Genomic DNA, 12,213 nt, shown 5'->3' on the forward strand with positions numbered 1-12,213 from the left:
GGGCCACCCCATCAGCTGGCAAGGTCGCCAACGTCTCATTCAGCGCATCTTGAAGCAAGCCCATGAAATAAAAAGGGAACGTGAAACACGTTCCCTTTTTACAGCCTGTCAGATCACGCGAGGCTTAACTGACTGGCATTGACCGCTAGGGTGGCTTTTGCGCCTAAGTGCTTGATGCACAAGGCTTTATTTTGGTGGCGCTTCAGGGATTCGAACCCCGGACCTGCGGATTATGATTCTTGGACGTTTCCGAGAAAAATCAACGGGTTAAGAGCGAAAGCAGTCTCAAAGTTTAGTTGCACGTGAACCCACGCTCCTTGGGGAAGTCGGAAAAATTGAGTGCTTTGTAGATCGGTTGCACTTCCCGTGAGCCGTGTATCCTTGGCCGCCAGAAAGGTTGGTGCACATGGCGACGCGTTCGAAGAAGGATCAGGACTCGAAATCGAAGAAGGCTCAAGCTGAACTTGAGGCCATCCTGGAAGAGGCCGAGTTCCTGGACAAGAAGACCGCTGAGGAAGTCGCCGCCAATCCTAAGCAGCCAGGCAGGTTCAATGTGCAACCCGAACTAGAGCTTGGGGCACGCATTCAGACAGCGCGTGAAGATAAGCGTCTCACCCAAGGGGAGCTGGCAGACCTGACGAAGGGGCTTGATCCTGAGGAGAAAGGCGTTTCGCGGGCTGTTATCTCGCTGTATGAGGCGGGAACCAATCGACCTTCACCTAGGGAGATTCGCCTGCTTTGCGAGGCACTGAGAGTCACGCCAAACTTTCTTATCTATGGGGACGAACAGCCGTTCCATCCTTTGAACGACGAGAAAAGGTCTGGTGGAAGAACCAGAAGTGACCCGGAAGGGTTCGCGTGGATGGCGCATGTTTTCGGCACGTTGCACCACAACCACTTCGCGGCGTTGATGTCGTTGGCGCTTGATCTTCAGCGCGGATGGAACAAGAAGTTTGACCACGGTATGCAGGAAGAGGCGAACAAACACTTCCTCGAAATGGCCGACAAGCTTAGAGAGCGTCTCAGGAAGCGCGAATCGTTGAAGTAGTCGTTGCAATTTTCCGTTGCGCCTATTGCAACGAAGAATTTCTAGCAGTACAGTTCACCTTGTGGTGCAACGGATCGTTGCACCTTTCGCAACGAGCAGGGTGAACCATGGCACGAATCAACTTTGAAAATCTTCCGATCACGTCGGACCAAGCGCGCGCGGCGCGCAACTACTTTGGCTGGCCGCAAGCCAAGGCCGCAGAGGAAAGCGGCTTGCCGCTTCATAAGCTGAAGCGATTTGAAGCGGAAAGCTTCATTCGGGATGAAGCGTTTTTGGTGGATCTGCGCGCGTTCTATGAGAAGCGCGGGTACAAGTTTGAGGACACGCCAGAGCCAGGTGCCAGCGCGAAGCAGTCCGGAATGGTGTTCCCAGAAGGTGTGGTTGGCGCAGTTGACGGCGGGGGCCAGGCAGGAAGGCCCGCCAAAGCGACCGTACACCATATGCGTATTTCTCTTTCTGAAGAAGAAATGGGCCATGTTCTCGATCTGATCGAGATGAACGAAGACCGCGTTCGCGCTCTTGTGAAAGCAACTGCCTCACCAGGCTTTTTCGATGGCTTTAGTGACCAGACGGAAGCGCAACACGGTGATATCACAAAGCTGTTGGCCGCGAATGGTTTGTTGTTTGCCAAGCTTCTCGGGCGTGAGGTAGGCGGCACGCCTACGCAAGAGGTGTTGGACGGCAAGGAAAAGCCAAAGACACAAGGGCAGCTACTGCACCGTGTGCATGCTGATACGTATCTGGCTGCTGCAGGGAATGTTGAGGCAAGAGAGCGGCTGCACGACCGAAAGCCAGCAAGCTCGCTTTCGTCGGCCATCTTCGGCTGACCACGCCTTCGTCAACACGACGGGGCGTGTCGCACAGCAAACGGCCGCCCCGGAGTTTTCCGGGAATACCTAAATGTCTCTTTCAACCTGTAGCGCTGCCGCATGGGCTGCGCCGCTGCTTGCCATCGTTGAGCAATCAGCGCAAAAGCAAACACACAAGCTGGCACCACAAATCTGCGTGCTTTGGCTTCCCGACTACGGCGCCTACCTCAAGGCTCTGGACCTCACGTCCGCGAAATTCACGGTCAGCCGTTCGCCAGAGCGAGCTATGCGCCTGGCCGATGACCTGGCTGAGGCTGTCGGACAGAACCTCATCGAAGTAACCGGCGTGCGTGCGCATTTGCGCTTGTACACGCCGACGCACTGAGGGAGGCCTGCATGCAAGCTTTCAACATGAGCCCGGCAAACCTGCCTGAGCTGGCCGCCGCTTTCGACCTGTCTGATGATCAGGTGTGCGATATGGCAGAGCGCGCTGCCAAGTCGGTGCAGCGGCTGGCGGCCAATGCGTGGCAACGCCAATGTGTCTCTGACGATCTGGTGCAGCGCACCTTGCGTCGCATTGCGCTGTGGTACGGCGTGTCCAATCCCAGCAAGCAAGGGCTTCAGCAGTGGATGAATCGCATGGCTGACCCGTCGTGGTGGCGCCGTGCCTTGCGCAACCGATTCCGCCAGGTAGAGCTACACCAGATTCAACGCGGTGCCGTACATCGCCAGGCGGGCGCCTACGTGTCGAACAAGGCCCTGCGCCGTTTTGAGCGAAACAGGAAGCGCCTGGATAGCCTGATGGCCTCGCTTGATCTGGTGAACCAGACCACTGGCGAAGTGATGCCCCTTCAAGACATCGTGAACGCCAGTCAGGCCAATCCATCGAACCGGCGCAAGGCCATGATGGCCCGAATCAAAGGCATCGAGACGCACGCCAAGGCGCAGGGTCACGAAGCCCTGTTTGTCACCATCACATGCCCAAGCCGCATGCATCCACGCCATGTGACGGGCGAGCGCAATGCCCGCTACGACGGCACAAGCCCGCGCCAGGCACAGGCATACCTGGGGCGCCTGTGGAACTCGGCGATGCGTCATGCAGCTCACCATGGCATGTGCCCGTATGGGCTGCGTGTGGTCGAGCCTCACCATGATGCATGCCCTCATTGGCATGTGCTGGTATTTGTCCCGGCTGACCAGGTGCAGGCCATCACCAGCGTACTGCGCGCCTATGCCTTGGCTGACAGTCCGGACGAGCCAGGTGCTCAGGAGAGACGCTTCACGGTTGAGCGGATCGACCCTGCCAAAGGCAGCGCCGTGGGCTACGTCGCCAAGTACGTGTCCAAGAGCATCGACGGCGAAGGGCTCAATGCTGACGACGAGACAGGCCAGGCTGGTGCAGATGCTTCACGTCGCATCGTGGCCTGGGCCCGCACCTGGGGCATTCGGCAATTTCAGTTCTTCGGCGTGCCGTCCATCACGCCTACCCGTGAGCTGTACCGCTTGAACGGCGACACGCTCCCCAGCGAGAGCTTGCGTGCAGCTCACGCGGCCTGCAAGGCCAACGACTACGCGGCCTGGCTTGATGTTCGCGCCACGTATGGCTTGGCCTTCAAGGTCCAGTACAGCGAACGCCCAAGCACTCGTTATGCAGACGAGATCAGCCGTGCGATTCATGGCCTGCGTGTGCAAGGCGATGACCTGGCTGGCGTGCTGGAGCTGGTGACGCGTTGTGAGTCCTGGCGCATTGAGCCACGCAAGAAGACGCCCGAAGCGCAGGGGGAGGGCGCTGGCTCGCTCCCTGCGCCTGCTTTCCCTTGGACTCGATTCAATAACTCCGCAACCGTTGATTCACAAGGCTTTTTTGGGTGTGAGCCACCTTCAGCGGTAAGCCGGGCAAGAAGCCCTCGGGCACCTGGTGTGGATGATGTTGTTGCAGACCTGAAGCAGCGAGCCCGAGTGTTGGAGTCGGCAGGCTTTCGCGCCGCTGCGCAAACGATGATGGCGCGGGCTTGGGCTCGTCAAGACCGTTTGGCAAACCAGTACCAGTTGGGGGGCGCCAAATGAGCATGCTCAAGCGACTGCCTAAGCAACTGCCGCCCCTGGACGTGATGCTGTGGGATGTGTTCAGCCCGAAGCCGGAAGAGCTTGCAGCGGCCTTTGGCGTCAGCAAGCGAACCGTGTACAACTGGATCGCAAAGAACGATGCACCACATGCCGTGAAGTTGGCGCTCTTCTGGCTCACCAGGTGGGGCATGCAGTGGATGGATGCCGACCTGTACAACGAAGCGCAGTTGCACTTCTCCATGAACAGGTGCCAGGCTCGTCAGATTCGTGATCTGAAGGCGAAGCTGAGGCGGGCCGCCAAGCTCGGCAATTTCGGTTCTGCGAACGATCCAGCCGAAGGCATCGAATTGCCGGTGCCTGCGGGCGTACAGCCCGTACAGGTTCATAGAAAACGGGTGGCGGTGCCAGGTGGCCCGCGTCGTCAAGCTGAGGTCGAGCCACTGGCGCCAGGCGTCATTCGTGAGCGCCAGGTTAAGCCGCCTGTTGGCTACCACCAGTTCATTCACAAGAAGCGGAGGGCAGCATGAACCGGGGCGCATGGATCAAAGACAAAAAGCGTGTACCGAAGAGGGGCGCCGCTCGCGGGTTTCGGCTGATTCGCGCGTTCACGGAAGAGCACAACTTGAGCCGCTTTCGTACGTACGTGGATGAGCTGGGTAAGCAACTGAAGCGAGCGCCTAGCAACCGCAAATTCCGGCTGCGAATCAAGCGCCAGAGCCGCAACGAAAAAGCCCTGTATCTGGCACAGCAACCGGATACAGGGCGGGGCGACGGGAATCACCTGGCCGCCAGCATAGCGACCTCCTGAAAAGGCGCAAGAACTTGGCCCGACGCGCGCCACGCGTGGCCGGGTCAGGTGATGCCATTTCATCCGACACATCATGTCCGATCTGTTTTTGACACACGACGAATTGACCGAGTTGACGGGCTTCAAGACGCCACGGGGTCACACCAAGTGGTTGGAGCGCAATCGCTGGCGGTTCGTGCTGACGCGCAGTCAGCAAGCCCGGGTGAGCCGGGAATACTTCCTTGATCGCATGGGGCTACCACGTGGGAAAACCGGTTCAACCGACCAGGCAAACCACGGTGCAACCCTAGTAGAACCTGACTTTTCAGCGTTGGACAGGATGTGACCATGGGCCGCACAAGAACCACGCACAGGGACTTGCCAAGGGGGATGACCAAGAAGGGCAAGAACTACTATCACGTGACCACCACGACCCCGCGCGTGTGGATGCCGTTGGGTCAGGACAGGGCGCTGGCGCTGATGGCCTGGGCCCGCCTGGAGGGCTCCAAGCCTGACCCCAGCGTGAAGACATTCGAAGCCGTGGCGCTGCGGTATGAGCGTGAGGTGATCCCGACCAAGGCCAGGCGCACGCAACTGGACAACCTGAAGGAACTGGAGCGGTTGCGCGCGGTTTTCAACCGGGTGCAGATCGACCACATCAAGCCGCACCATGTGCGCCTGTACATGGACAAGCGCGGGCAAACCGCGAAGGCACGGGCTAACCGCGAGAAAGCCTTGTTGAGCCACCTGTACAACCGGGCGCGGGAGTGGGGCTACACCGATGCACCGAACCCGTGTGCTGGCGTCAAGGCGTTCAAGGAAGCCGGGCGGGATCGGTATGTCAGCGATGCCGAGTTTCAGGCCGTATGGGACAAGGCGCACCCGACCTTGCGCGATGCCATGGACCTGGCCTTGTTGACTGGTCAAAGGCCTGCCGATGTGCTCAAAATCAAGCGGGCCGATATCCACGATGGGGCGCTGTGGATCGTGCAAAACAAGACCGGTGCGAAGCGGGCCATTGAGATCGTCGGCGAGCTGGCCGAGTTGATAGAGCGCATCAAGGCCAGGCCGCGTGAGCGCCTGGGCCCGTTCCTCATTCAAGACGATGACGGCAAGCCGCTGCGGGCCGATGGGCTGCGCTCGCGCTTCACAAAGGCCCGGGAAGCCGCGGGCGTGTCATTCCAGTTTCGGGACATTCGCGCCAAGGCGGCGAGCGATGCCAGCGACCTATCGCATTCGCAGATGCTGCTGGGGCACAAGCGGCGCGAGATGACCGAGCACTATGTCCGTCAGCGTGTGGGGCATCGGGTAAAGCCGCTGCGGTAGCGGTAGGGCAAATCATGTCCCGTAATATTTGGTCTGGCCTATTGAAACGGACGTGAGATGAGTGAGCCTAGCTACTGCCTACTTTGGATTGATCGATGGTGGCCTTGGGGTGATCCATGGTGGGGATGCCTGACCACCGGAAGCTGGGCGGCCTGGATTCAGGCAGTTTTCTCGGTAGTTGCCATTGGCGCGTCTGCGTATCTGATGACGCGCCAGCACCGCATGCAGATTCAATCTGATCGTGCACGGGAGATGGAGGATGTGAGGTGGGTGGCGGACCTATTGACCTTGGCCGCGTTCAAGCTGAAAACCTTGAATGAATACCTGCAAAGTGGTCAGCGGTTCGATGTGTACCGTCATGAGATTTATGACCACGATCACATCGATAGGATGGTGGAGGCAATTGGAGCCCTTGGGCAGCGAGATGCCCCCGTGGGGTCTCTGGTCTTGGTGTTGATCGGGGCTCAACACGCATACGCGTCAATGTGGCGGAATTTGGGCCAACACCTTGGAAACAAGGAAATGGGTATCTACGACGAGCAATTTGACAAGTTGCGGAAGCGTGCGGGCGAGTGGCATCACGCTGTCCAAGTGGCTGCAGAGAGCTTCAACGCCTATATCGAGCGGCATTCCCATTAGTCGTGGCGTTATGGTCCAGTACGCCTACAGAACAGACTTTGGTAAAGATGCAACACGAGCTTCGCGGGCCGTTCGTTTAGCCTCAATGGATTCTTTCAGCTCGCGTAGCGCGGTATCGCGATCCCACTCGCCTTGCGCATGGTTCCCAAGGGGGAGCCCGGCATGAAGCCGCAGCTTTCGGGCAAGGGCGGATACCTCCAGTCCGAGCACGGCATAACCATGTTGGCGAGCCCAGAAGAAGTCGGTGAAGTCAGGGTAATCGTCGTATTCGTAGGCGCTGGCTAGATGGTTGGCGAGCTGTTCAGCCTTGTAAGGTAGGTTGAGTACGCTGTACATAAGGTCAACGGGTAGCACCTTCCAATCAACCTGAAGAGACAGTGGGTCAAACGTGGGTGGCGTGACAGTGGTTTGATGGAACTGACCATCGCCGCCAGCGGGGCTTCCTTCACTTGTGCCGTCGTCGTAGGCGACATGTAGGCAGCCAGTCGCGTATCGGTCGAGGTGCGCAACTACCAGTATTGCCAGGTAGCTCGCCTCGCGTTTGGCGAGTGAGGCCTCTTTTGCTGCTTCCCTGCGCTCTGTGAGTTCACCGCCGAGCCGTACACCAAGCAGCCCGGAAATGGCTGAAACGACGCTGGGGGCGATGCTTGCCCAGAAACTAGGGTCTGCTGCCATCAGATTTCTCCATGATGTTCACCTTAAGCCATGTGGCCTTGCGTGCTTGGCGCTTGCATGGTGGGTGCGGCCAGGCCGCGCCCGAATGTCGGTGGCCGTGGCTTCAGCGGTCCAAACCCATGGGCCTTTGCATGCTCGTCAAGGCCGCCGCGAGCATCCAGCCGACGCGCTGCAGGGCAGGCACCCCGCGCCATCCAAACCGGCTGTTTTGTAGAACAGAGCCCAAATTGTAGAAAAGCCCCGTGCACTGAAAACAGCGTACGGGGCCTTTGAATACTGGTGGCGCTTCAGGGATTCGAACCCCGGACCTGCGGATTATGATTCCGTCGCTCTAACCGGCTGAGCTAAAGCGCCATCGAGACCAAGATTCTATGACAGTTTTTGGTGAATGCGCAAGCTTTGCCCAAAAATTTCAAAAAATCATGCGTCACTCTTGAAAAAACGCTGGCGCACCGCCATCTTCCCAGCCACACACCGTTCCTCTTTCAGCAACCTATTGTCTGTACAAGAACACGCCATGACAAAGCAAACCCACACCTTCCAGGCCGAGGTCAAGCAACTGCTGCACCTGGTGACGCACTCGCTGTACTCCAACAAGGAGATCTTCCTGCGCGAGCTGATCTCCAACGCCTCGGACGCCTGTGACAAGCTGCGCTTTGAAGCGCTGGACAACAGCGGCCTGTACGAAGACGCGCCCAATCTGGAGGTGCGCATCCTGGTCGACAAGGCCAACAAGACGCTGACCATCCGCGACAACGGCATCGGCATGAGCGAGGCCGAGGCCATCGAGCACCTGGGCACCATCGCCAAGTCGGGCACCAAGGAGTTCATGGGCCGCCTGTCGGGCGATCAGCAGAAGGACGCCCAGCTCATCGGCCAGTTCGGCGTGGGCTTCTACAGCGGCTACATCGTGGCCGACAAGATCACCGTGGAGTCACGCCGTGCCGGTGCTGCCGCCAACGAAGGCGTGCGCTGGATCAGCGAAGGCACGGGCGACTTCGAGGTCGAAGCCATCGACAAGCCCACGCGTGGCACCGACATCATCCTGCACCTGCGCGAAGGTGAAGACGAATTCCTCTCTGCCTGGAAGCTGCGCAACATCATCGGCAAGTATTCCGACCACATCTCCCTGCCCATCCTGATGCAAAAGGAAGAGTGGGACGCAGAGAAGAGCGAGCAAGTCACCAAGGACGAGTGGGAAACCGTCAACCAGGCTGCCGCGCTGTGGAGCCGCTCCAAGAGTGACATCACGGAAGAACAGTACAACGAGTTCTACAAGCAGATCAGCCACGACAGCGAAGCCCCGCTGGCCTACACGCACAACCGCGTCGAAGGCCGCAGCGAGTACACGCAACTGCTGTACGTGCCTGCCAAGGCGCCTTACGACCTGTGGAACCGCGACAAGCGTGGCGGCCTCAAGCTCTACGTCAAGCGCGTCTTCATCATGGACGACGCCGAAGCCTTGCTGCCCAGCTACCTGCGCTTCGTCAAGGGCGTGGTCGACAGCGCCGATCTGCCGCTCAATGTGAGCCGCGAGATCCTGCAGGAAAGCCGCGACGTGAAGGCCATCCGCGAGGGTTGCACCAAGCGCATCCTGTCGATGCTGGAAGACATGGCCAGTCACACCCAAGACGGCGATGACGCCGCCAAGAGTGACAAGTACGCCGCCTTCTGGGGCGAGTTCGGCACCGTGCTCAAGGAGGGCATCGGCGAGGACTTTGCCAACCGCGAACGCCTGTCCAAGCTGATGCGCTTTGCCTCCACGCACAACGAGGGCGCCGAGCAGAACGTGTCTTTTGCTGATTACGTCAGCCGCATGAAGGAAGGCCAGGAAGCCATCTACGTGATCACGGCCGATTCCGTGGCCGCTGCCAGGAACAGCCCGCAACTTGAGATCTTCAAGAAGAAGGGCATCGAGGTGCTGCTGCTGACCGATCGCGTGGACGAATGGCTGCTGTCTCACCTCTATGAGTTCGATGGCAAGCCGCTGCAAAGCGTGGCCAAGGGGGCCGTGGACCTGGGCAAACTGCAGGACGAAGCAGAAAAGAAGAAGGCCGAAGAGGCCGCCGAGCAGTTCAAGCCATTGCTGGAGCGCTTGCAGGCATCGCTCAAGGATGTGGTCAAGGAAGTGCGCGTCACCACGCGTCTGGTGGATTCACCCGCTTGCCTCGTGACGGGGGAGGGCGATGTGTCAGGCCACCTGGCGCGCTTGCTCAAGCAGGCCGGCCAGAATGCGCCCGACACCAAGCCCACGCTGGAGATCAACCCTGAGCACGCGCTGGTCAAGAAGCTCGATACCAGCGAGCACTTTGACGACCTGGCCCACATCCTGTTTGACCAGGCCTTGCTGGCTGAAGGTGGTCAGTTGGAAGATCCGGCCGCCTATGTGCGCCGCATCAACGCCTTGCTATTGACGGCTGTCGTCTGATCTGTCTGACTGATCAGGTGCGTTGATTGGCCATCTTCGGGTGGCCAATCTCGCTTTCGGCATCGCCGTGCTCATTCAGGCCTGACGGTGAGGTGGCGGCGATGCCGTCAAAGCGGCTGTCCATCGCAAAGAAGGAGTCTTGCGCAAAGGTGGATTCGGCCCAGCGTGCCGCCCGCTCTGCGCGTCTTTGCTTGAGCTTGCGCGCTAGCTGGTCGCCAGCGTCGTGCAAACGATCGGGCGAAATGTGCGCCAGATCGGGATGGGTGCCCATTGGGCCGAGCGCCCAGCCCGCGATCAGGTTCGAAGAGGGCCATTGGCCAGGCAGGCAACGCACATAGCGGACGCGACAGGCGTCCAGCACGGCTTCCTTGAGCTTTTGCGACTTGCGGGTGGCTTTGCCCGGGTTGTTTTCAATGTCGATCACCGACACGACCACGCCATTGGGCGTGCACACAGCCATCGACACGTGCAGAGCTTGCAGCCGCTCGTACCAGGCCTTGGCCTCATGCGCTTCGGCTGTCTGGCAAAAACGCAGCAAGCTGACCTTGGCCAGTACGACATGGTTGGGCAGGGCTGCGCGGAGCTCGCGATAAAGCGCGCGCTCATGCACACTGAACAGCGGCCGCGCGTTCAGATTCCATCGTGTGGGCCAGCGACGGCGAGCAGCTCGGGTGGCGTACTGCTGCCATGCGCGACCCAGGAAGATGCCGGCAGCCAGGGCAGACAGCAAAATGCCCCAGAAGATCGGATCGGACCCCATGTCACCCCCTAAACAAGTGTTGGGGATGTTACGGGGATTTGTCACGAAAACAATCCCCAGGCGGAGGGCCCTCAGATAGGGGAATACCTGTAAGCGCTCAGGTTGGCGCGATCAGCATCTTCAGCCAGTCGCTGATATGGATGGCGCGGTATTTAACGCGGTAAATCACTTCTGCGGCCAGCGATTGCAGCGAACTGTCGATGTGGGTGCCCACGGTATCGGGTGGCAGTTTCAGCCAGGCCTCGGCATCCGGGCCGTCGCGCTCGATGATGGCGCCGGCCTTGGCCGCAATGCGCAGCATGGGTGCGTTTTCCGTCAGCGCATGGATCATCAGGTGGCTGGCGTGCTGGTTGCGGGCATGGGTGATGGCGTGCAAGAACAGGCGCATGCCCAGGCCCTTGCCTCGGCCTTCCGGTAGTACCGAGACGCCAAACTCCATGGCACGGCCCTTCGACGAGCCATCCCCCGAGGGGCCCTTGCCAGGCATGGCGGCCAGATGCGCCACCGCTACCAGTTGCAGCTTGCGGTTGAAGATGCCAAAGACCTCGTCGCGCTTGAAATCGATCGAGGCAACGTACTTGTTCAATTGGTCGGACGTGACGGGGGAGCCGAAACGCAGGTAGCGGTCGTGCTCGTCCAGATGCAGCAGGTGATCCAGGATGCGGTGGCGGTGCCGCGCATGCAGATCACGGATGGGAATCCAGCCCTCGGGTGTGTCCACCTTGGGCTTGTGTTCCTTCTTCTGGCGATGATGGTGGCCCAGGTCCTGGGCGCTCAGACCAAATCTGTCTGGATGCTGATCATGTGGTTTCACTGCGGTCATGCCTGACCCCTTTCTGAACCCGCTTCAACTCATGTTGGATTTCAGTATGCGCGATGGGCCGGGAGGGTAGCCCCGGAGAACTGGCACAAACCTAGGGTTATTACTAACTTCCGGCACTATACCTATTCGCGAGAGCTTACGTGCATCACAGGGCTGATGTGCGTCAACTCTTGCACAGACACTGCAACTTTGTGCCCGGCTTGACCGATGCTTGCGGGTGAGGGCAAATCCCGGCTATACTCTTCGATTCCCGACATGGTTGCCGGGAGGGTTTGTATTGTTTGATGCAAACCTGGGGCGGTTTGCGGTTGAGCTTGCACGGCTTATGAGTCAGGCAAGTGACGCGCACGCAGAGCCCTGTTGTCTGAGAGGCCACCACATCCTAAGAAGTGGCACCAATGACAGCAGTCAACCAGCATTTACCACTTAGGAAATCTCATGAAGACCTTCAGCGCCAAGCCGGCCGAGGTAGTGCACGAGTGGTTTGTGATCGACGCCACCGACAAGGTGCTCGGACGAGTAGCCAGCGAAGTTGCTCTCCGTCTGCGTGGAAAACACAAAGCCATCTACACACCTCACGTAGATACCGGTGACTTCATCGTCATCGTCAATGCAGACAAGATTCGCGTCACTGGCACCAAGGCCAATGACAAGGTGTACTACCGTCACTCGGGCTTCCCCGGCGGTATCTACGCCACGAAGTTCAAGGACATGCAAGCCAAGCACCCAGGTCGCGCCATCGAAAAGGCCGTCAAGGGCATGCTGCCCAAGGGTCCCCTGGGCTACGCCATGATCAAGAAGCTGAAGGTCTATGCAGGCGGTGAGCATCCTCACGCAGCCCAGCAGCCCAA

14 protein-coding genes and 1 tRNA gene are annotated in these 12,213 nt (G+C 59.3%); 11 read left to right on the forward strand and 4 right to left on the reverse strand.

The features are described from left to right. The first annotated feature begins 406 nt into the window (after positions 1 to 406). The 9 genes from HY836_RS12115 (at position 407) to HY836_RS12155 (ending at position 6,676) form a co-directional block, all read left to right on the forward strand. Positions 407 to 1,048: a helix-turn-helix transcriptional regulator gene (locus HY836_RS12115; protein WP_290676414.1), complete on the forward strand. Its 642-nt coding sequence runs from the start codon at positions 407 to 409 to the stop codon at positions 1,046 to 1,048. A gap of 107 nt (positions 1,049 to 1,155) precedes the next feature. Beyond that, positions 1,156 to 1,875 carry a hypothetical protein gene (locus HY836_RS12120; RefSeq protein ID WP_290676415.1) on the forward strand — a complete coding sequence of 240 codons (720 nt, stop codon included), beginning with the start codon at positions 1,156 to 1,158 and terminating at the stop codon, positions 1,873 to 1,875. A gap of 73 nt (positions 1,876 to 1,948) precedes the next feature. Next, on the forward strand, positions 1,949 to 2,242 hold the full coding sequence (locus HY836_RS12125) for a hypothetical protein (RefSeq protein WP_290676416.1): 294 nt from the start codon (positions 1,949 to 1,951) through the stop codon (positions 2,240 to 2,242). A gap of 11 nt (positions 2,243 to 2,253) precedes the next feature. Beyond that, positions 2,254 to 3,924, forward strand: a complete 1,671-nt coding sequence (locus tag HY836_RS12130; protein WP_290676417.1) for a replication endonuclease — start codon at positions 2,254 to 2,256, stop codon at positions 3,922 to 3,924. Next, on the forward strand, positions 3,921 to 4,451 hold the full coding sequence (locus HY836_RS12135; RefSeq protein ID WP_290676418.1) for a helix-turn-helix domain-containing protein: 531 nt from the start codon (positions 3,921 to 3,923) through the stop codon (positions 4,449 to 4,451). Before HY836_RS12130 ends, HY836_RS12135 begins: the two co-directional genes overlap by 4 nt. Further along, positions 4,448 to 4,732 carry a hypothetical protein gene (locus tag HY836_RS12140; protein WP_290676419.1) on the forward strand — a complete coding sequence of 95 codons (285 nt, stop codon included), beginning with the start codon at positions 4,448 to 4,450 and terminating at the stop codon, positions 4,730 to 4,732. Before HY836_RS12135 ends, HY836_RS12140 begins: the two co-directional genes overlap by 4 nt. A 73-nt stretch (positions 4,733 to 4,805) precedes the next feature. Next, on the forward strand, positions 4,806 to 5,057 hold the full coding sequence (locus tag HY836_RS12145; RefSeq protein WP_290676420.1) for a DUF4224 domain-containing protein: 252 nt from the start codon (positions 4,806 to 4,808) through the stop codon (positions 5,055 to 5,057). A 2-nt stretch (positions 5,058 to 5,059) separates the two neighbouring features. Further along, entirely contained in the window at positions 5,060 to 6,037 is a 978-nt protein-coding gene (locus HY836_RS12150; protein WP_290676421.1) for a tyrosine-type recombinase/integrase, read from the forward strand. Positions 6,038 to 6,094: 57 nt separating this feature from the next. Then, a complete protein-coding gene (locus HY836_RS12155; RefSeq protein ID WP_290676422.1) occupies positions 6,095 to 6,676 on the forward strand; it encodes a hypothetical protein in 582 nt (193 codons plus the stop codon). 24 nt (positions 6,677 to 6,700) lie between these two features. Here the strand turns inward: HY836_RS12155 and HY836_RS12160 are convergent, their stop codons facing one another. Further along, complete coding sequence (locus tag HY836_RS12160) at positions 6,701 to 7,351, reverse strand: hypothetical protein (RefSeq protein ID WP_290676423.1); 651 nt, start codon at positions 7,349 to 7,351, stop codon at positions 6,701 to 6,703. A 277-nt stretch (positions 7,352 to 7,628) separates the two neighbouring features. Beyond that, positions 7,629 to 7,705 (reverse strand) — tRNA-Met (locus tag HY836_RS12165). A 163-nt stretch (positions 7,706 to 7,868) separates the two neighbouring features. Between HY836_RS12165 and htpG the strand changes: the two genes are divergently transcribed. Further along, complete coding sequence (gene htpG, locus HY836_RS12170) at positions 7,869 to 9,779, forward strand: molecular chaperone HtpG (RefSeq protein WP_290676424.1); 1,911 nt, start codon at positions 7,869 to 7,871, stop codon at positions 9,777 to 9,779. 13 nt (positions 9,780 to 9,792) lie between these two features. On the opposite strand, the gene HY836_RS12175 is transcribed toward htpG, so the two are convergent. Together HY836_RS12175 and HY836_RS12180 are read right to left on the reverse strand one after the other, a co-directional pair. Continuing rightward, a complete protein-coding gene (locus tag HY836_RS12175) occupies positions 9,793 to 10,539 on the reverse strand; it encodes a DUF2726 domain-containing protein (protein ID WP_290676425.1) in 747 nt (248 codons plus the stop codon). 97 nt (positions 10,540 to 10,636) lie between these two features. Continuing rightward, on the reverse strand, positions 10,637 to 11,362 hold the full coding sequence (locus tag HY836_RS12180) for a GNAT family N-acetyltransferase (protein WP_290676426.1): 726 nt from the start codon (positions 11,360 to 11,362) through the stop codon (positions 10,637 to 10,639). A gap of 438 nt (positions 11,363 to 11,800) precedes the next feature. Between HY836_RS12180 and rplM the strand changes: the two genes are divergently transcribed. Beyond that, positions 11,801 to 12,213, forward strand: a 413-nt coding sequence (rplM, locus tag HY836_RS12185; RefSeq protein ID WP_290676427.1) for a 50S ribosomal protein L13, incomplete at its 3' end; no start/stop codon positions are given.

The organism is Aquabacterium sp. (assembly GCF_016234775.1).
Classification (GTDB): Bacteria; Pseudomonadota; Gammaproteobacteria; order Burkholderiales; family Burkholderiaceae_C; genus Aquabacterium.

What these genes read in the sequence shown, in the direction of transcription:
- HY836_RS12115 (WP_290676414.1), top strand. Translation starts at nt 407, where the DNA reads ATGGCGACGCGTTCGAAGAAGGATCAGGACTCGAAATCGAAGAAGGCT.
- HY836_RS12120 (WP_290676415.1), top strand. Translation starts at nt 1,156, where the DNA reads ATGGCACGAATCAACTTTGAAAATCTTCCGATCACGTCGGACCAAGCG.
- HY836_RS12125 (WP_290676416.1), top strand. Translation starts at nt 1,949, where the DNA reads ATGTCTCTTTCAACCTGTAGCGCTGCCGCATGGGCTGCGCCGCTGCTT.
- HY836_RS12130 (WP_290676417.1), top strand. Translation starts at nt 2,254, where the DNA reads ATGCAAGCTTTCAACATGAGCCCGGCAAACCTGCCTGAGCTGGCCGCC.
- HY836_RS12135 (WP_290676418.1), top strand. Translation starts at nt 3,921, where the DNA reads ATGAGCATGCTCAAGCGACTGCCTAAGCAACTGCCGCCCCTGGACGTG.
- HY836_RS12140 (WP_290676419.1), top strand. Translation starts at nt 4,448, where the DNA reads ATGAACCGGGGCGCATGGATCAAAGACAAAAAGCGTGTACCGAAGAGG.
- HY836_RS12145 (WP_290676420.1), top strand. Translation starts at nt 4,806, where the DNA reads ATGTCCGATCTGTTTTTGACACACGACGAATTGACCGAGTTGACGGGC.
- HY836_RS12150 (WP_290676421.1), top strand. Translation starts at nt 5,060, where the DNA reads ATGGGCCGCACAAGAACCACGCACAGGGACTTGCCAAGGGGGATGACC.
- HY836_RS12155 (WP_290676422.1), top strand. Translation starts at nt 6,095, where the DNA reads ATGAGTGAGCCTAGCTACTGCCTACTTTGGATTGATCGATGGTGGCCT.
- HY836_RS12160 (WP_290676423.1), bottom strand. Translation starts at nt 7,351, where the DNA reads ATGGCAGCAGACCCTAGTTTCTGGGCAAGCATCGCCCCCAGCGTCGTT.
- htpG (WP_290676424.1), top strand. Translation starts at nt 7,869, where the DNA reads ATGACAAAGCAAACCCACACCTTCCAGGCCGAGGTCAAGCAACTGCTG.
- HY836_RS12175 (WP_290676425.1), bottom strand. Translation starts at nt 10,539, where the DNA reads ATGGGGTCCGATCCGATCTTCTGGGGCATTTTGCTGTCTGCCCTGGCT.
- HY836_RS12180 (WP_290676426.1), bottom strand. Translation starts at nt 11,362, where the DNA reads ATGACCGCAGTGAAACCACATGATCAGCATCCAGACAGATTTGGTCTG.